Source organism: Xenorhabdus griffiniae (assembly GCF_037265215.1).
In the GTDB taxonomy this organism is placed as follows: Bacteria; Pseudomonadota; Gammaproteobacteria; order Enterobacterales; family Enterobacteriaceae; genus Xenorhabdus; species Xenorhabdus griffiniae.
On sequence record NZ_CP147737.1, the window covers coordinates 2,577,481 to 2,595,410 of the forward strand.

A 17,930-nucleotide genomic window follows, 5' to 3' on the forward strand; every position below is an offset into this window, starting at 1 on the left:
GTTTTTTTAAGGAGCTAGCAACTGTGAATCAGTCACTTTATGAACGTTACCTACAAGCCAAGGCAGAAAACAAAGCTAAATATGCACGCGATTTGGCTGCTTACCTTAATGTCAGCGAAGGCGAGTTATTGCATAGCCGTGTCGGTATCGATGCAAAACGTTTGAATATTGACGCTCCTACCCTGCTTCAAGAACTGGCAACAGTTGGCGAAACTAAGGCGATTACCCGTAATGACTTTGCCGTTCATGAACATATTGGACGCTACGAAAATACCAAATTTAGCCCACATGTTGGTTTAATCCTTAACCCACGTGAGCTTGACTTGCGTCTATTCTTCGAACACTGGAGCAGTGTTTTCTCTTTGGTTGAACCCGCCAAGAATGGTGTGCGTCATAGCATTCAATTCTTTGACCGCCAAGGCGATGCGTTGCATAAAGTCTATGCCACCAACAACACCGATATGGCTGCATGGGATGCACTGATCGAAAAATATCAGACGAGTGAAAATCCAGCGCTGGAAATTCAGCCAGAAGAAGTGCCTGAACATGCAGAAGTAACGGAACAACTGAAAGTACAGTTAGATGAAGAATGGCGTGCCATGACGGATGTTCATCAATTCTTCATCATGATGAAACGGCACAATCTTAACCGCCAGCAGATTTTTAACGCCGTTAAAGATGATTTAGCTTATCGCGTGGATAATTCAGCACTCACTCAACTTGTTGACGTTGCCTATAAAGATCAAAACGAAATCATGATCTTTGTCGGAAACCGTGGTTGTGTCCAGATTTTCACGGGTAAATTGGAACGTTTGATGCCGTATCAGGAAGAAAATTCTTCCCAAAAATGGCTCAACATTTTCAACCGCAATTTCACGCTGCACCTGATTGAAAGTGCCGTCGCAGAAAGCTGGGTTACCCGCAAACCCACCGATTGTGGCTTCGTCACCAGCCTTGAATTGTTTGATGCCAATGGCAACCAAATCGCACAGTTGTACGGCCAACGCACTGAAGGTACGCCTGAACAAGCCCTGTGGCGTGAACAAATTGCTGCTTTACCTAAACTGCAACCAGAACAGGAAACTTGTGTAGCATGAAAAAATGGCTTCTAACATTTATGCTTGCCATCTCTTTCAATGTGTTCTCTGCTGAACGCATTGTGACCATTGGTGGCGATGTATCTGAAATTGTTTTTGCACTTGGCGAAGGACAGAACGTTGTCGCAAGGGACAGTACCAGCCAAAATCCCAAAGAACTGCTTTCCCTACCCGACATCGGGTATATGAGGATGTTGAATTCAGAAGGGATTCTATCCATGCGCCCCTCACTGGTGATTGCAAGTGAGTCGGCCCAACCGTCCCTAGCACTCAAGCAAGTCGAAGATTCCGGTGTAAAAGTTATTAAAGTGACCAGCGAAACCTCGTTAGAAGCCGTTCCTGCAAAAATCATGACCGTCGCCAAGGCGGTCAACCAGGAAAAACGTGGTGAAGCATTGATTGCTCAATATCGGCAACAACTCGCAGATATCGCCACATCAGATATTTCCACCAAAGTAGTCTTTGTTATGAGTCACGGTGGCATTATGCCAATGGCAGCTGGTCAGAAAACCGCAGCCGATCAAATTATTCGTGCCATTGGGGCAAAAAATGCGATGCAAGGTTTCCAGGGATATCGCCCTTTATCTCAGGAAGGGGTTATTGCCAGCAAACCGGACTTACTGCTAGTCAGCACCGAAGGGCTAAAAACGTTAGGTGGGATGGATAAAGTTTGGCAGCTTCCTGGGTTAAGTTTCACACCAGCAGGAAAGAAAAAACAAGTCGTGGTTGTTGATGAAATGGGCCTGCTTGGTTTCGGCCTGCAAACACCCGCTGTGATGAAACAAGTCCGTGATGCTGCGGAGAAAGCGCAATGAGCCATTCCCGCTCTCCCAGTTTCGGTGTGATAGTGCTGAGTTTATTGTTGTTCCTTCTGGCAATTAGCTCAGCAAATATGGGGGCATTGCCACTTTCTTTTAAAACACTGTGGGAATCCTCTTTGGATGACCCACAGTGGCAAATCTGGTTAAACATTCGGCTCCCACGTATTTTGCTGGCAATCCTCGTTGGAGGAGCGCTGGCTATATCCGGTGCCGTAATGCAAGGATTATTTCGTAACCCTCTGGCCGATCCCGGATTATTAGGGATCAGCAGTGGTGCAGCTCTTACCGTTGCAATGTTTATTGTGCTGCCTTTCGCCTTACCTGCCAGCATTGCGCTGTACGGACATATTATTGCCGCTTTTATCGGCAGTCTATTAGTATCAACCCTAATATTCATTCTCAACAAATATAACCACGGTAACCTGTCAAAGCTGCTTCTTGCAGGCATCGCCATTAATGCACTATGTTCGTCATTTATTGGTGTATTAAGCTATATCAGTAACGACCAACAATTACGCCAATTTTCCATTTGGATGATGGGTTCACTCAGTCAAATAGAGTGGCCAACACTGGCGATTGCGGCATCACTCATTATCCCTGTCTGTATGCTGACAGTCAGTCAATCACGCAAACTCAATTTGCTACAACTCGGTGATGAAGAAGCACACTATTTAGGTATTAATGTCCAACGCACCAAATATCAATTATTGCTGTTAAGTGCCTTGTTAGTTGGATGTGCCGTTGCTTTGACCGGTGTCATTGGCTTCATTGGCTTGGTTATCCCACACCTTGCCAGGCAGCGGTTTGGGGGAGATCATACTTGGCTATTGCCGATATCTGCCCTCGGTGGTGCCTGTCTTCTGCTAAAAGCCGACACATTAGCCAGGACATTAGTTTCCCCTGCTGAAATGCCAGTAGGTCTTATTACTGGTTTGATCGGTGCCCCCTATTTTTTATGGCTTATCCTTAAGCCATCAAGAAACCGTTCATAATGGAACCGATCATGTCAAATAATTTACTTAAAGCACGAAATTTAAATTATTTCATCGGGCAGCGTCAGATCATCAAGGATGTTTCCCTTTCCCTGCGTCAAGGGGAAGTTGTAGCAATTATTGGCCCAAACGGGGCGGGAAAATCAACACTGTTACGTCTATTGACCGGCTATATTCTACCCAATTCAGGAGATTGTCTGTTAAAAGGAACGCCTATTTCTCGCTGGCCAACTCAGCAACTGGCTCGTATTCGTGCAGTCATGCGGCAATATAGCGCCCTCTCTTTTCCATTTAGTGTAGAGGAAGTCATTGCTATGGGACGTGTTCCCCATGAAAATGCCCATAAAAAAATCGCCATTGATGAAGCGATTGCTTTGACAGAGTGTGAAGAACTGAGAAACAGGAATTATCAGCAATTATCGGGGGGAGAACAACAACGGGTTCAACTGGCAAGAGTGTTAGCTCAACTTTGGCACCCTGAACCTACCGAATCTTGTCTGTTTTTGGATGAACCCACGTCGGCACTGGATCTTTATCACCAACAACATACATTGCGATTGGTTCACCGCCTGACACGACAGCATCCCATTGCTGCCTGTTGTGTACTGCATGATTTGAACCTGGCTTCACTTTATGCCGATAAAATTATCTTGTTGCACAAAGGCCAATTAGTCGCATCTGGTACTCCACAAGATGTACTGCGTGACGATATTCTTAAGCAATGGTATCAAGCCGATTTGGGCGTTATGCAGCACCCCGAAACTCATCAACCACAGATTTATCTTCGCCAATAGACGGTTATCGTTTATTTTCGTTTAATGATGAGAAGCGGACAAGAAAGGCAAATTTTGCTGTGATCGGCAAAATTTGCTTCAAATAAGTAAGCATTGAAAAATTGAGTCCAAAACAGATTGAAATTAAATAATATTTTTAGAAATACGTTGCTTGCGGGCGGCAGGCAAATACCAAAGTGTGGCAATAAAACATAGGGCATAACCCAACATTTCACAGCCTTCTTCCACCATATTTTTAACCGTCCGGTTAAAATGTTCATCCATCAATCCCTGCCACAGCGCCCCCATACCAAATAAACGGGAAAACACCAATACACACAACAGACCACAAACCATCATGGAATAACTTTGGTGACGAGTGAAATAGACGAGTCCAGAGAGAGTTTGCCGCCCATTGTTGCAGGCATAACCAATACAGATTAAAGCGAGTGGAATGGCAAACCATGACCACGCACCATGAAAGAAGAGATTATCAAAATAGATATCTAATTCTCTGATCAGAAGACAACTGAAAAAACCAGCCATTAATGCCAATGCTGGACGCAACTTTACATTTTTCTTTACTTCATAAAACAGTAAAGCAGCAATAATCAGCAAAGTTAACTCCTGAAACATCTCAGTCAATGAATCTTCCTGTACACCATTTTTCAGGTAATTAACATCCAAAAAGAGTAAACCTGTGACTCCCGCTGTCACGAATGCGTAAAAAATAAAAAAAACCAGCTTTCTGGTTAAATAGATAATATCCGATTGCATTACATCCTCGTTTATAATTAATAACGCGGGGTATAATACCACTTACATTCAAATCTGATGAACATCTGGTGCGCTGGTTTATTTTATATACCAATCCAACTTCAAGTTGCCGCTTGCAAATCAAGACGCATCTTGAAAGGCTATTGGTATAAGAGAAAAAAATAAACCATAGGTAACAGTTACTAACCTGAAACCGCACATTTTGCGTATACGATAAAAAAGAAATTCTTAAAATGGCTCACATAATAACGTAACTTATTATTTATCAGTATATTTTTAGTAAAACCCCACCCATGTGGAAGGTAAACATGTTAGAAAATGTTATCAACGATATTGTAAGATGGTTAGAAAGCCAACTTCAACAAACTGAAGGTATCAAAATAGATGCGATAGCCCATAAAAGTGGTTATTCAAAATGGCATTTACAACGGATTTTTAAGGAGTTGAAAGGCTGTACGTTAGGTCAATATGTGCGCCGCCGTCGCCTCCATGAAGCAGCCAGATCTTTGCGTGAAGGCAATTTGCCCATTCTTGATATTGCTCTTCAATATGGTTTTAGCTCTCAAGCTACATTTACCCGAATATTTAAAAGACATTTTAATACTACGCCCGCTAAATTCCGGGAAAATGGATATCTGCCTGAATTAAAGACATTTTTATATTGTGAAGAATATAAATACTGTGAATAATAAAATAAATACAGGATCATACGGATCTGAAAATAACAGACATTAAATCCTGCGAGCTTGCCAAAAAACACGACGCCAATACACATTATCAAGAGAAGAACGTATTACGCCTTTACTTGTAGATGCATGAATGAATTCATGGTTAGTATCGTAAATACCCACATGCAACCCACTCTTTCCACTGCCGGTTTTAAAAAAAACCAGATCACCTGGCATCAGGTCATCTTTGTTTATCCATGTACCTATTCGGGTTTGTTCACTTGTTGTGCGAGGAAGCTGAATATTAAAGCGATCAGAAAAAGTCCGGTACACAAAGCCGGAACAATCAATACCATGCCTATCTATGCCACCATAGCGATACGGCGTATTTTGCCATTGTTCAAGTTGATCTTTTAACTGAGCAATGACCATTATCGGATCAGAGAGAGCTGCTTTCAGCGGAGACGAATTAGGCTTGGAAACAGGATTGGTGCAACCAATAAGAAAAAAACTCAATAACAAGCACAAATGCCTTATCCTTATTACCATCTGCTTTCCCTCAATCATCAATTTTCCTCAATTACCCATGGAAACAACAAACTTTATCTATTTTGTTTCCGGTCTGCTGATTAACCAAACACCCAATAAGATGAAAAAAACGCCCAACGTTTTTAACAGTGAGACAGTTTCACTAAACCAAGGTAATAAAGCCACCATTAAATAAACAAAAGCATAACTCAAGCTAATAATAGGGTACGCTTTATTCAATGGCAGATATTTCAATGTGAAAAACCAACATAACATAGATAGTATATAACCCGCCAATCCTGCCATAATCATCAGCAAAGGATTGTGATTTGCCCAAAGCCAGTTGATATCCAACCAGTGCATTGATAACGAAAGTTCCGGTAAATGAGCCACTCCCCACTTCAATAACAATTGCGCTACAGTGATCAGCAGGACACTCGCCATCCCCCAAAGATAACCTTTCATTGACTTAAACTCATCAATAAGATCCCGAACATAATGGCAAAAACCCCCATCCAGTGCTTTAATCCCACCTTTTCTTGATACAAAAATTGCCCAATCAAAGTCACTATGACAAAGTTTATACTAAGCATAGGGTAAGCAATGCTCAGTGGAAAAAATTGCAATAATCGCAACCAAAATATCATTCCTATACCCAACAGAAGAATAGCACTGGACAGCCATATCACCATCGATACCACTTTATGCGGGTTATTTTTTTTCTGCCAACAAATAACCGCTTGCTTCTGGCACAATTGCCCCGCACAAGTAAGCAGACTAACCAAAATCAATAATATTATGTTACTGCTCATGGCTGTTTCTTATAAATCACAAGCACAAGTCTATGATTACGGCGCACAAAATCCGGCTCAGGTAATTCAGACAACTCACCTTCTGAGGGTAATAGAAAAACAATCGCAACTTGACCTTTTTTACGTGCTTTCGCTAGCCACGCAGGAAATTCTTGCTCCGTGATATACCGATATTGGCTATCAAGATAAGCAAGGCCATATTCTAATTCCCCCTGACGATCAAACAGGTAAATATCACTGCGTTTCAATTCCCATGCAATCGCTGCCCCCACGCCAACAGATTGAGACAAGATATATTTACTGCCAGCCAACTCTTTTTCGTTTTGCTGAATGAAATGCTGGGGAAGTTTGGAATTTATCGTCTTATCAGGCAAAGCACTACCTATCGATAAGTTGAGCATAATTGAACAAGCGGCAGCCCATAACCAATATTGACCATCGCGAATAAAACAAAGATAACCAATGCCTCCCCAAACGCCAAAGGCAATGATTCCCATAATCCATTTTAGCCACTCGTCGGGTTGATAAAGTGGGGGATCTTTTAAGGTTTCCAGAATAAAAAGGACCAAAATGGCAAGCAATCCGATGAAAACATTCACCAACCCATTTATTTTCAACACGTTCATGCTGCCATTTTTGACGCAATCGACAGCATATTTTGCCATCATCAAAGCTAAAGGGCCGATAAAGGGTAAAATGTAAGTTGGTAATTTTCCTTTTGCGATACTAAAAAACACAAATGGAACAACAAACCAGCAAAACAAAAAAAACAATTCTGGGTGACTTTTTTTCTCCTTCCAGCTTTTGATTAAAGCACCTGGTAGTAACCCTAGCCATGGGATCACGCCTAAGATCAATACGGGTAAGTAATACCAAATAGGTGCAATATGCTGAGCTTTATCAGAAGCAAAACGCTGTATGTGCTCTACCCAAAAGAAATAATGCCAGTAATCCGGCTCACGCACGGCAATCGCAATCACCCACGGTAGGCTTATCAAAACAGCAAATATCACGGCAAGAGGACCGAAACGAACCATTTCCCAAAAACGCTTTTGATATATTGTAATGGGTAGCATGGCAATCACGGGGAGCGCTAATGCCAGAAAGCCTTTTGTCATAAAAGCCATCCCACAGGTCAGCCCCAGAACAGACCATGCCAAAATCCGTTCTCGGATCGCCACCGCCTTAAGCGCCCAATAACAGCTCACGATCCCCGCTGTCATCCATAAAGAAAACATAGGATCAAGCACACTGTAGGAGCCAATGGAAAAAACAATAAACATGGAAATGTAAATCAGGCTGGAAACAAAAGCAGTCTGGCGACATTGCCACATCATCATTGCTAAACGATAAAGAAGAAACGCACTGATTAGAATACTAAGCACGGAACCAAAACGGACCGCAAAATTATTATCACCAAAAATCCACTGGCTAATGTTGTTGATCCAATATCCTGCTACTGGTTTTTCAAAATAGCGAATATCCAGAAAATACGGTACGATCCAATCTCCGCGTTGCAGCATTTCCCGACTAATTTCTGCATACCGAGTTTCATCCGGCTGCCATAATAAACGACTATCCAGCGGCAATAAGTAAGTAAGAATAAAAAAAAGAGCCATCAGAACGGCTCCCGCTTTACTCGTTCGGGTGTTCAACATCTGTGCTATACCTCTTGTTGGCAACCTAACCAGCCTTCACGACCAAGAAAATCCGAACGAACAATTTTCCCAACAGGGAGCGTATCCCTATTTTCTGGTAATAAATGGCTTAATTTACAGAACTGAATATCTTGTTGATGAAGCATGTTCAGCAATGTCTCAAATTGTGAAGATTTTGACATTCCTTCCACTTCGGTATGGATCGTATAAACAGGAACCCCATGATCATTTTTAATCGCTGCAAGGATAAAATGATTAAAATCTGCATCGCTGACGTGTGTTCCAACAACTTCATCATAAGTAGGTAATGTGACAGGAATTTGTACAGTTCCCACTTGTCCATCGGGCAAGAGTGGCCTGAATGGATGTGTTCCGCGGCAATCACTGTTGTAATCAAAACCAAAATGTTGTTTAACAGCCAGCACACGTTCATCAGCTCGCCAACCCGCGACGGCTGAGCATGTCACAGCTTTTCCTGTTGCTTTTTGCAAAGCATCAACACCCAATTTCACTTGCTCTGTTAATTCCTTCTCCGACCAACGACCTACTTTTGCCTGCCAACCTTGATGATCCCATGCATGTAAACCAACTTCATGGCCTGCTTCTATTGTTTGCTTCATCAAATGCCCTAAATCTTTTGCGATTTTTTTTCCCGGCCAAGCTGTACCAGCCAATAAAATATCCAAGCCATAAAGAGACACAGCATTTGATCTCAGCATCTTCCAGAGAAACTTTGGACGTAGCAGGCGCCATAAATGGCGCCCCATGTTGTCCGGGCCAACACTGAAGAAAAAACTGGCTTGAATATGGTGCTTTTGTAAAACTTCAAGCAACCGTGGCACACCTTCCTTAGTGCCTCGATAAGTGTCCACATCAATTCGCAAACCAACTTTTTTCATTACGCTATTTCCGCTCTCGTCCTCAGTTTTCCAACTGGCTTTTTAGTTTTCTTCAACGGCCCCACGCAAAAAGAAATCCAATGTTTCATCAATGGTTTGTTTCATATCAATAGTGGGTTTCCAATCGAGCAAACGGGCTGCGTTTTTAATGCTGGGTTTGCGGTGTGCAACATCCTGATAGCCTTGTCCATAATAACTGCTGCTTTCGATCTTCTTGAATCCAGCAAATGGGGGAAAGTGTCCCCGCAACTCATGTTGCTCAAAGCTATCTAATAACATTTCGGCTAACTGACGAATGCTCGCTTCATTTGTTGGATTACCGATATTGATTATCTGACTATCGCATCGCCCATCCCGGTTTTCGATGATCCTGTACAGTGCTTCAATACCATCATGAATATCCGTGAAACAGCGTTTTTGCTCTCCCCCATCCACCAGTTTAATTGGCGAGCCTTCCACCAGGTTCAAAATCAATTGGGTAATAGCCCTTGAACTACCAATACGTGCTGAATGTAGGTTATCCAGCCTTGGCCCCATCCAGTTAAATGGACGGAATAAAGTAAATTTCAGACCTTCTTGTGTACCATATGCCCAAATGACTCGATCGAGTAATTGTTTTGAAACTGAATAGATCCAACGCTGTTTATTAATAGGTCCAACAATCAGACGCGAAGTATCTTCATCAAATTCTTTATCATCACACATACCGTAAACTTCGGATGTGGATGGGAAAATAATCCGTTTATTGTATTTAACACAATAACGCACAATTTTAAGGTTCTCTTCAAAATCCAGTTCAAAGACTCGCAAAGGATTGCGGGTATATTCAATTGGCGTCGCAATTGCCACTAATGGCAGGATGACATCACATTTTTTGATGTGATATTCAATCCATTCAGTATGAATGCTGATATCTCCTTCAATAAAGTGAAAGCGTGGATCACCAATAAATCGCTCAATCGCAGAAGAACCAATATCCATCCCATAAATGTCATAATTGCCATCACTCAACAACCGTTCAGTCAGATGGTTACCAATGAATCCATTGACGCCCAAAATGAGAACTCGTTTACGACGACTGATTTGGGTTGTTGCTTTAGGGCCAACATGAACCCCTGCGACAATACCCATCTCAAGAGCTAATCGATTACCTTGAACATAAAGCCCTGACTCCCCTTGGCCACTAATAATTTCCAGCGCACCATCACCACAAGCAATCACAAAGGGAGCCGTCGAGATTACGGTTCCTGGGCGTTTTCCGTGGGACTGAGTAAGTGGCCGTGAACGCCAAATCGTCATCTTACGTTCACCGAGAAAAGTAAATGCGCCTGGGTAGGGTTCTGTCACTGCCCTGACTAAGTTATTAATCTCTTTGGCAGACTTATTCCATACTATCTCACCATCTTCAGCAGTACGGCGGCCAAAATAAGTGGCCTGGCTTTCATCTTGTGGAATTGATGGATAATGGCCCGATTTTATTTGAGGCAGAATGCGATCCAATAATTCAACTGTCGCTTCACGTATTTTTTCATGTACTCTCAGCGAAGTATCATTTTCACCAATCTGTACAACCTGTTGTGCGATAATATCTCCCGCATCCGGCTTCTCCAGCATTTTATGTAATGTTACACCGGTTTCAGCCTCGCCATGGAGTACAGCCCAGTTAACCGGAGCACGGCCACGATATTTAGGCAACAAGGAGCCATGAAGGTTAAACGCGCCTTTTTCAGCCAGTGACAGAATTTCCTGGCTAAGCATGTTGCGATAGTAAAAAGAGAAAATAACATCTGGTTTCATCTCACGAATGCGTTCAACCCAAAGCGGGTGATTCACATTTTCTGGTGCAAACACAGGTAACCCCAAATCAGCACCGATACGTGCAACAGAAGAGAAAAAGTGATTTTCATTTGGATCATCTGTGTGAGTGAATACAGCCTGAACATCAAAACCCAATTTGACTAATGCATTAAGTCCGACACAACCAATATCGTGATAGGCAAAAATAATTGCTTTCATTAGCTTTCTTCCTGATTATCGTTAGTCTTCTTAATTCCGACCACTTTTTGAATAAAATAGCGCGGACGAGCACGTACATCGTTATATATTCGACCAATGTATTCACCCAACAGTCCCATGGCGACGAACTGTGCTCCAATGAACATGAAAAGAATAGCAAACAGGGTAAACACCCCTTCAGCAGCCCACATTGAACCAAATATAAGGCGCAGAACAATCAATAACACCGCCAACAAAAAACCTGTTATGGCAATGATACTTCCCGCGACGCTTAGTAACCGCAATGGTGCAGTAGTTAAGCACGTCAGAAGGTCATACATCAGGTTTATCAGTTTCATAAAACTGTACTTGGAGTCCCCAAACTCACGCTCTGCATGGGCCACGTCAATTTCTATTGTTCTGCGTGCAAAGGTGTTGGCAAGGATAGGAATAAATGTACTGCGCTCATGGCATTGAAGCATCGCACAGACAATATGACGTCGATAGGCGCGCAACATGCAACCATAATCCCCCATCGAACGCCCCGTCGCCTTGGTTATCATTGCATTGATTATTTTGGAAGCGGCTTTACGGAACCAAGAGTCCTGCCGATGAATACGACGTGTCCCCACAACGTCATATCCCTCTTCCGCTGTTTTAACTAAACGGGGAATTTCTTCCGGTGGGTTTTGCAAATCAGCATCAAGTGTAATAACCAGATCACCGTCAGCTTGATGGAAACCGGCTATGATAGCTGAATGTTGTCCATAATTACGGTTAAGCAAAATCGCAATCACATGATTTTCTGGAGATTCTGCCGCCTGAGTTAAGATCTCGGCAGAACTATCATGGCTGCCATCATCGACCAAGATTAATTCGTATTTCTGTTCTAATTTTTGGCACGCTGCGAGCGTTCTTTCCAATAATTGGGGTAAACTTTCTTCTTCGTTGTAAACAGGAATAACGACTGAAACTTTTTTGATCTTCTCAAATGTCACTTACTTATGCTCCGAAAGAATTTCAGTTATTACATTCACGACACGATCTACATCGTCATTGCTCATATCGGGAAAAAGAGGTAATGAACACAGTGTTGACGAATTCCACTCAGATACAGGCAGGGAGAGTTGTGGATAACGCTCACGATAATATTTTTGTGTATGCGCAGCTCTGAAGTGCAAACCCGTGCCAATATTCCTATCCTTTAGGCGGGCCATAAAAGTATCGCGGTCAATACCACAGATATTTTTATCAACTCTTACCATAAAAAGATGATGGGAATGCAAATGCGCATATTCGGGAGCTTTCAGCATTTGCAACGGCGAATCAATAAGAGCGGCAGAATAGCGAGCCACCAATTCCCGACGGCGTTCATTCATTGATGCCAGTTTGCCTAGTTGCACAACTGCCATCGCCGCATGAATATCTGATAGGTTGTATTTAAAACCCGGCTCAATCACTTCCGCTTGAGGTTTCCTGCCCTGAATTTGTCTATCAAAAGCATCAACAGCTAAGCCATGAAATTTTAAACAGCGGATCCGTTGGGCAAGCTCATCATCATCTGTAACGAACATGCCACCTTCGGCACAGGTCATGTTTTTTATCGCATGAAAAGAAAAAATTGCGCTACCCCGCTCACCAATCCATTCATTTTTATAACGAGTGCCGACAGCATGAGCTGCATCTTCAATCAGAGGGATTTTCGCTTCTTGGGCTACAGCGCGGAGAGCATCAAGATCACAAGGCGCTCCTGCATAATGGACGGGAATAATTGCTTTGGTTTTGGAGGTAATCGCTTTTTTGATTGTTTCTGCGCTGACCATTAATGTATCACGGTCAACATCCACCATGACAGGTTCAGCGCCCAGCAAGCAAATCATATTGATCGTGGAAACCCAGGTTTGGGAAGGCGTAATGACTTCATCACCTGGGCCTATGCCGAGAGCCAACAAAGCCAAATGCATTCCCGCAGTCGCGGAATATAGAGCAATTGCATGTTTGCAGCCAAACATATGAGAAAAATCTTGCTCTAACTGATGGTTTTGTGGGCCTGTAGTAATCCAACCTGAGTGTAAAACTTTCTCTATCGCTTCTATCTCTTCGCTGCCAATTGCAGGACGAGAAAATGGCAAAAAATTATCCATAATCGCCTTGTGCCTTGTCTATCCCAAATTGTTTTATAATTAATCGATTCTAGATGATGATTTTTTAACGAAACATCAACGAAAAACAAATTGTGGTCAACCGAACACCAAAAACAGATAACAAGCAATGATTATGGTGGATTTCGCTTACAGGAATTACATGTGGCTGACCCTCCATAATTTATAGCTGGCATTTCTAATATGTCCAATATTTACCTCAAAAACTTCTGACAAATTTCGTTCTGTCATTACATTCTGTGGCATACCTGATGCTAACAATTTGCCATGCGAGAGCAGCCATACTTCTGTTGCTTGTTCATATGTGTGGTTAAGATCATGGCTACTCAATAATACCGTTCCTCCCAACGCACAAAATCTTTTTATTAACTTATCTAAAATGGCTTGTTGGGTGATATCAAGATTATTTGTTGGCTCATCAAGTAAGAGTAAACTCCCAGCAGGATTTAGCTCCGGCCATATCTGAAAAAACGTGCCCGCCAATCTGACGCGTTGCCACTCTCCGCCAGAGAGTTGACCAATTGACGAAGTAAGCAATGGCAGGAGTTTCATTTGCTGGCACAGTTCATACAACACTTGTTCACTGTGAGCCAATGGCGCACATTCAGGGCGGAACATATCTAAATACTGAAAAACCGGCATGATAGGAACAGAAGAAGCCTGGGAGAACCAGGCACGGTGTTTTGCCAATTCGTGCTGGCGGTAATCCTGCAAGTTTCGTCCATGCAAACAAATAGTGCCGCTATAGGATAACACGCCCGCAATTGCTGCAAGCAGAGTGCTTTTCCCTGAACCATTGAGCCCCACCAGATGAGTTTGTTTCCCTGCCGCAACAGCCCCAGACAATGAACTCAATCTGTTGTTAACAGTAACATTATCCAGTTGCAAAATCGGCTGACCGATCATGTTATTACCCTCATTTCCTTATCTTGCATTAACAGGCAAGTGCGGTATTTCTTAATAGTGACGTGTTCTTAATAACAACCATATAAAAATGGGGGAACCTAAAGTTACGGTGACAACGCCTATTGGCACTTCTGCATGGGATAATGACAGACGGGAAACTAAATCTGCCAACAGTAAACCACTACTTCCAGCCAATGCACTGGCTGGAAGTAGCGCCTTATGATCAGTCAAACCCGTTAACCTCAAGATATGGGGAATAACCAAACCGATAAAACTGATAGCTCCCGCAAGAGCAACACTCAAACCAACTAATAACCCGATTATCGATACAAAAACATTACGCCATTTATGGTGAGACACACCCAGTTGCCGAGCCTGTAACTCCCCAAGAGAGAGGTAATTCAGAATGTTACCCTTACTGCTTAACCATAAGACAGCGGGAAACAATGCAACCATCAGCCATTTTTGGCGCCAATCAACGCCACTGAAACTTCCCATCATCCAATACATCAATTGCCGGAGATCTAAACTGGTACTGAAATAAACCATCCATGTCATCAAGGCGCCAAAGATCACCCCGAAAGCAACGCCAATCAATAACAGGCGGGTATTGGTCACTTGATGTTTTCTGGAAAATCCCAGCAAAATAGCGGTCATAAAAAATGCCCCAAATACCGCGCCAACACTTAATAACCACAATGGCGCAATACCATGAAAAATAAGGATTAAACATACCACTACAACACCAGCACCATTACTGATCCCAAGCAATCCCGGCTCCGCCAATGGGTTTTCGAACAACGCCTGCATAATGGCTCCTGACAGGGCTAAGCTCGCACCAACCACTATCACGGCAATCACTCGGGGCAATCTCAACTGCCAAACAAACAACTGAGCAGGCTCTGATAACCATTGATCAGGCCAAAACCAGATTTCACCGGCACATAATGACAAGATAAACAGAATAACGAATAAAACAGACAAAACCGCCATCACTCGATGGTTACGTTTTCTCTGATAGGTGATCAACTCGTAAACAGAGCGCATGTGTGAGGCCATTTAGAAAATAAATGCTCCTTCCATTGAAGGCAATGAAAAGAAAAGATAAGAAAAAGACCGCAAAATGCGGCCTTTTTATGTAGTTATTCTTTGGGTAACGCTTTTTCCACTCTGTTTTTCAATTTTTGACCAGGGCGAAAAGTGACAACACGGCGAGCCGTAATCGGAATATCTTCACCTGTTTTTGGATTACGGCCTGGACGTTGATTTTTGTCTCGCAAATCAAAGTTGCCAAATCCAGATAATTTCACTTGCTCCCCATTCTCCAAAGAACGACGAACTTCTTCAAAGAACATTTCTACCAGATCTTTAGCGTCACGCTTGCTAATACCCAGTTTCTCAAACAGATTTTCTGACATTTCAGCTTTAGTAAGCGCCATAAGTTCAGTCCCTCAAGGATGCTTGGAATCGCTGTTCTAGTGCAGCAACGCATTTGTTGACGGTCGCAGCAATTTCTTCTTCTTCCAGTGTACGCATGGTATCCTGCAAGATTAAGCTAATAGCAAGGCTCTTGTAGCCTTCCGCGACACCTTTACCACAATACACGTCAAATAAGTTTATGCCAACTATATGATTTACGCCAACTTTCTTACATTCAACCAGAACATCTTCTGCGGCTACATTTTCAGGCACAACAATGGCGATATCACGGCGGTTAGATGGGAAGCGAGAAACTTCCTTCATCTCAGGGATTACGCGGTCTACCAGACCAGTCCATAATAACTCGAATACCACGGTACGGCCGTTTAAGTCAAGTTTACGCTCCAGTTCTGGATGAACAACACCGATATAACCAATGTAATTATTTTCCAGATAAATCCCAGCGCTTTGTCCAGAATGTAAAGCAGGATGTTCTTCTGCCTTAAAGGAAATGTTAGATAGTTTACCTGTCAATTCTAAAACAGATTCTAAATCACCCTTCAAATCAAAGAAATCAACTGCTTGTTTTTCAATCGACCAGTGCTCTTCGAAACGGTTGCCTGCAATAACGCCACCGAGCATGAATTCCTGACGGATCCCATGCTCCGCATTTTCATCCGGTACAAAACGCAATCCTGTTTCGAATAAACGGACACGGTTTTGCTGACGGTTCTGGTTATAGGCAACAGTAGTCAATAATCCTGTCAATAAGGACAAACGCATTGCAGACATATCCGCCGAAATTGGATTAGGCAAAATTAACGCTTCTTCCTGTGGGTGAAGATATTTCTGAATCTTAGGATCTACGAAGCTATAAGTAATCGCTTCTTGATAACCTCTGTCCACCAACATTGTTTTAACCCGTTTCAATGGCAAATCAGCTTCACGATGTGAAGTCATAATCAGATCTGCGCGCACTGGAACGTCAGGAATGTTGTTATAACCGTAAATACGAGCGACCTCTTCAACGAGATCTTCCTCAATTTGCATATCAAAACGCCAGCTAGGTGCAACAGTCTGCCAACTTCCATCCTGGACCGTGACCTCGCAACCTAAACGCGTCAGGATATCTGTGACTTGTTCATCAGCAACATGATGACCAATCAAGCGATCCAATTTATTGCGATTAAGCGTAATCGTCGCTGGTTTTGGTAAGTGAGATTCGCTAGTAACATCAACAATTTCACCGGCCTCTCCCCCACAAATGTCGATCAACAATTGAGTGGCATATTCCATCGCTTTATGCTGAAGCTGAGGATCAACACCACGTTCAAAACGGTGAGAAGCATCGGTGTGCAAACCATAACGACGAGCACGGCCAGTAATTGCCAGTGGTGCAAAGAACGCACATTCTAGCATAATATGCTGCGTTTCTGCATTAACACCAGAATATTCCCCGCCAAAAATCCCCGCCATAGCAACCGGTTGTTTTTCATCAGAAATAATGAGTGTTTCAGCAGAAAGTTCGGTTTCACTACCATCTAGCAGAGTAAGTTTTTCACCTTGCTCAGCAAAACGCACAATAATTGAACCATTCAAACGTTCCAAATCGAACGCGTGCAATGGTTGGCCCAATTCGAGCAAAACATAGTTGGTAATATCAACAACCGGATCAATGGAACGAACACCACCACGACGCAGTTTTTCGCGCATCCACAATGGAGTGATTGCTTTGACGTTCACATTCTTGATCACACGCCCCAAATAGCGCGGACAGGCTTCAGGAGCCTCAACACGAATAGGGAATGTGGCATCTGTAGTTGGTTTAACCGCTTCGATTTTTGGCTCTGCCATGGACAATTTATTGATAACTGCAACATCACGTGCAACCCCCATGATGCTCAGGCAGTCAGCACGGTTTGGTGTAATGCTGATTTCAATCGCATTATCGTCCAATTTCATGTAATCACGCAGATCAACACCAATCGGAGCATCTGCTGGCAGTTCAATAATGCCATCATGATCGTCTGCAATACCTAATTCAGCAAATGAACACAACATGCCTTCTGACGGCTCGCCACGCAATTTTGCTGGCTTAATTTTGAAATCACCTGGCAGCACAGCACCAACCGTAGCAACAGCGACACGAAGCCCTTGTCGGCAATTAGGTGCACCACAGACAATATCTAACAGGCGTTCGCCGCCAACATTAACTTTTGTGACACGCAACTTATCTGCATTTGGATGTTGTCCACACTCAACAACTTCACCAACAAATACACCGTGGAATTGACCTGCCACTTTTTCAACACCATCAACTTCCAAACCCGCCATGGTGATTTGATCAGACAATGCTTCACTATTAATGGCTGGGTTTGCCCACTCGCGTAACCAGAGTTCACTGAATTTCATGAGATATACCC

18 protein-coding genes are annotated in these 17,930 nt (G+C 43.0%); 5 read left to right on the forward strand and 13 right to left on the reverse strand.

Features of this window, described 5'->3' with window-relative positions; genetic code table 11:
• Window positions 1-23: 23 nt before the first annotated feature.
• The 4 genes from WDV75_RS10985 to WDV75_RS11000 are packed head-to-tail and all read left to right on the forward strand — an operon-like array spanning window position 24 to window position 3,704.
• Complete coding sequence (locus tag WDV75_RS10985) at window positions 24-1,097, forward strand: hemin-degrading factor (RefSeq protein WP_273570760.1); 1,074 nt, start codon at window positions 24-26, stop codon at window positions 1,095-1,097.
• Window positions 1,094-1,912, forward strand: coding sequence for a heme/hemin ABC transporter substrate-binding protein (locus tag WDV75_RS10990; RefSeq protein WP_273570763.1), 819 nt, complete (start codon window positions 1,094-1,096; stop codon window positions 1,910-1,912). Before WDV75_RS10985 ends, WDV75_RS10990 begins: the two co-directional genes overlap by 4 nt.
• Complete coding sequence (locus WDV75_RS10995; RefSeq protein WP_273570765.1) at window positions 1,909-2,910, forward strand: FecCD family ABC transporter permease; 1,002 nt, start codon at window positions 1,909-1,911, stop codon at window positions 2,908-2,910. The genes WDV75_RS10990 and WDV75_RS10995 overlap by 4 nt, the downstream gene beginning before the upstream one ends.
• Entirely contained in the window at window positions 2,910-3,704 is a 795-nt protein-coding gene (locus WDV75_RS11000; RefSeq protein WP_420497545.1) for a heme ABC transporter ATP-binding protein, read from the forward strand. Before WDV75_RS10995 ends, WDV75_RS11000 begins: the two co-directional genes overlap by 1 nt.
• 123 nt (window positions 3,705-3,827) lie before the next feature.
• On the opposite strand, the gene WDV75_RS11005 is transcribed toward WDV75_RS11000, so the two are convergent.
• Window positions 3,828-4,460 carry a hypothetical protein gene (locus WDV75_RS11005; RefSeq protein WP_273570769.1) on the reverse strand — a complete coding sequence of 211 codons (633 nt, stop codon included), beginning with the start codon at window positions 4,458-4,460 and terminating at the stop codon, window positions 3,828-3,830.
• Between the two features lie 308 nt (window positions 4,461-4,768).
• On the opposite strand from WDV75_RS11005, the gene WDV75_RS11010 reads away from it, so the two are divergent.
• Window positions 4,769-5,149, forward strand: coding sequence for a helix-turn-helix domain-containing protein (locus WDV75_RS11010; protein WP_189760076.1), 381 nt, complete (start codon window positions 4,769-4,771; stop codon window positions 5,147-5,149).
• A 42-nt stretch (window positions 5,150-5,191) separates the two neighbouring features.
• Here WDV75_RS11010 and WDV75_RS11015 read toward each other — a convergent pair whose 3' ends face one another.
• The 12 genes from WDV75_RS11015 to pheT form a co-directional block, all read right to left on the reverse strand.
• Window positions 5,192-5,677, reverse strand: a complete 486-nt coding sequence (locus WDV75_RS11015) for a C40 family peptidase (protein WP_189760080.1) — start codon at window positions 5,675-5,677, stop codon at window positions 5,192-5,194.
• 57 nt (window positions 5,678-5,734) lie between these two features.
• On the reverse strand, window positions 5,735-6,121 hold the full coding sequence (arnF, locus tag WDV75_RS11020) for a 4-amino-4-deoxy-L-arabinose-phosphoundecaprenol flippase subunit ArnF (protein ID WP_189760075.1): 387 nt from the start codon (window positions 6,119-6,121) through the stop codon (window positions 5,735-5,737).
• On the reverse strand, window positions 6,118-6,468 hold the full coding sequence (gene arnE / locus WDV75_RS11025; protein ID WP_189760074.1) for a 4-amino-4-deoxy-L-arabinose-phosphoundecaprenol flippase subunit ArnE: 351 nt from the start codon (window positions 6,466-6,468) through the stop codon (window positions 6,118-6,120). Before arnE ends, arnF begins: the two co-directional genes overlap by 4 nt.
• A complete protein-coding gene (gene arnT, locus WDV75_RS11030; protein ID WP_273570775.1) occupies window positions 6,465-8,126 on the reverse strand; it encodes a lipid IV(A) 4-amino-4-deoxy-L-arabinosyltransferase in 1,662 nt (553 codons plus the stop codon). The genes arnE and arnT overlap by 4 nt, the downstream gene beginning before the upstream one ends.
• A 5-nt stretch (window positions 8,127-8,131) precedes the next feature.
• Complete coding sequence (gene arnD / locus WDV75_RS11035) at window positions 8,132-9,025, reverse strand: 4-deoxy-4-formamido-L-arabinose-phosphoundecaprenol deformylase (protein ID WP_273570777.1); 894 nt, start codon at window positions 9,023-9,025, stop codon at window positions 8,132-8,134.
• A gap of 42 nt (window positions 9,026-9,067) precedes the next feature.
• Window positions 9,068-11,041, reverse strand: a complete 1,974-nt coding sequence (gene arnA / locus WDV75_RS11040) for a bifunctional UDP-4-amino-4-deoxy-L-arabinose formyltransferase/UDP-glucuronic acid oxidase ArnA (RefSeq protein WP_273570779.1) — start codon at window positions 11,039-11,041, stop codon at window positions 9,068-9,070.
• The gene (gene arnC / locus WDV75_RS11045) at window positions 11,041-12,018 is read right to left on the reverse strand and encodes an undecaprenyl-phosphate 4-deoxy-4-formamido-L-arabinose transferase (RefSeq protein ID WP_273570780.1); all 978 of its coding nucleotides are present in this window, start codon (window positions 12,016-12,018) and stop codon (window positions 11,041-11,043) included. Before arnC ends, arnA begins: the two co-directional genes overlap by 1 nt.
• Window positions 12,019-13,164: a UDP-4-amino-4-deoxy-L-arabinose aminotransferase gene (arnB, locus tag WDV75_RS11050; protein ID WP_273570781.1), complete on the reverse strand. Its 1,146-nt coding sequence runs from the start codon at window positions 13,162-13,164 to the stop codon at window positions 12,019-12,021.
• Window positions 13,165-13,320: 156 nt separating this feature from the next.
• Window positions 13,321-14,088 carry a vitamin B12 ABC transporter ATP-binding protein BtuD gene (btuD, locus tag WDV75_RS11055; RefSeq protein WP_273570783.1) on the reverse strand — a complete coding sequence of 256 codons (768 nt, stop codon included), beginning with the start codon at window positions 14,086-14,088 and terminating at the stop codon, window positions 13,321-13,323.
• A 51-nt stretch (window positions 14,089-14,139) separates the two neighbouring features.
• Window positions 14,140-15,135 carry a vitamin B12 ABC transporter permease BtuC gene (gene btuC / locus WDV75_RS11060; protein ID WP_273570785.1) on the reverse strand — a complete coding sequence of 332 codons (996 nt, stop codon included), beginning with the start codon at window positions 15,133-15,135 and terminating at the stop codon, window positions 14,140-14,142.
• 95 nt (window positions 15,136-15,230) lie between these two features.
• Window positions 15,231-15,527 carry an integration host factor subunit alpha gene (gene ihfA / locus WDV75_RS11065; RefSeq protein WP_038233943.1) on the reverse strand — a complete coding sequence of 99 codons (297 nt, stop codon included), beginning with the start codon at window positions 15,525-15,527 and terminating at the stop codon, window positions 15,231-15,233.
• A 4-nt stretch (window positions 15,528-15,531) separates the two neighbouring features.
• Window positions 15,532-17,919, reverse strand: a complete 2,388-nt coding sequence (gene pheT, locus WDV75_RS11070) for a phenylalanine--tRNA ligase subunit beta (protein WP_273570787.1) — start codon at window positions 17,917-17,919, stop codon at window positions 15,532-15,534.
• Window positions 17,920-17,930: the final 11 nt, after the last annotated feature.

What these genes read in the sequence shown, in the direction of transcription:
- WDV75_RS10990 (WP_273570763.1), top strand. Translation starts at nt 1,094, where the DNA reads ATGAAAAAATGGCTTCTAACATTTATGCTTGCCATCTCTTTCAATGTG.
- WDV75_RS10995 (WP_273570765.1), top strand. Translation starts at nt 1,909, where the DNA reads ATGAGCCATTCCCGCTCTCCCAGTTTCGGTGTGATAGTGCTGAGTTTA.
- WDV75_RS11000 (WP_420497545.1), top strand. Translation starts at nt 2,910, where the DNA reads ATGGAACCGATCATGTCAAATAATTTACTTAAAGCACGAAATTTAAAT.
- WDV75_RS11005 (WP_273570769.1), bottom strand. Translation starts at nt 4,460, where the DNA reads ATGCAATCGGATATTATCTATTTAACCAGAAAGCTGGTTTTTTTTATT.
- WDV75_RS11010 (WP_189760076.1), top strand. Translation starts at nt 4,769, where the DNA reads ATGTTAGAAAATGTTATCAACGATATTGTAAGATGGTTAGAAAGCCAA.
- WDV75_RS11015 (WP_189760080.1), bottom strand. Translation starts at nt 5,677, where the DNA reads ATGGTAATAAGGATAAGGCATTTGTGCTTGTTATTGAGTTTTTTTCTT.
- arnF (WP_189760075.1), bottom strand. Translation starts at nt 6,121, where the DNA reads ATGAAAGGTTATCTTTGGGGGATGGCGAGTGTCCTGCTGATCACTGTA.
- arnE (WP_189760074.1), bottom strand. Translation starts at nt 6,468, where the DNA reads ATGAGCAGTAACATAATATTATTGATTTTGGTTAGTCTGCTTACTTGT.
- arnT (WP_273570775.1), bottom strand. Translation starts at nt 8,126, where the DNA reads ATGTTGAACACCCGAACGAGTAAAGCGGGAGCCGTTCTGATGGCTCTT.
- arnD (WP_273570777.1), bottom strand. Translation starts at nt 9,025, where the DNA reads ATGAAAAAAGTTGGTTTGCGAATTGATGTGGACACTTATCGAGGCACT.
- arnA (WP_273570779.1), bottom strand. Translation starts at nt 11,041, where the DNA reads ATGAAAGCAATTATTTTTGCCTATCACGATATTGGTTGTGTCGGACTT.
- arnB (WP_273570781.1), bottom strand. Translation starts at nt 13,164, where the DNA reads ATGGATAATTTTTTGCCATTTTCTCGTCCTGCAATTGGCAGCGAAGAG.
- btuD (WP_273570783.1), bottom strand. Translation starts at nt 14,088, where the DNA reads ATGATCGGTCAGCCGATTTTGCAACTGGATAATGTTACTGTTAACAAC.
- btuC (WP_273570785.1), bottom strand. Translation starts at nt 15,135, where the DNA reads ATGCGCTCTGTTTACGAGTTGATCACCTATCAGAGAAAACGTAACCAT.
- ihfA (WP_038233943.1), bottom strand. Translation starts at nt 15,527, where the DNA reads ATGGCGCTTACTAAAGCTGAAATGTCAGAAAATCTGTTTGAGAAACTG.
- pheT (WP_273570787.1), bottom strand. Translation starts at nt 17,919, where the DNA reads ATGAAATTCAGTGAACTCTGGTTACGCGAGTGGGCAAACCCAGCCATT.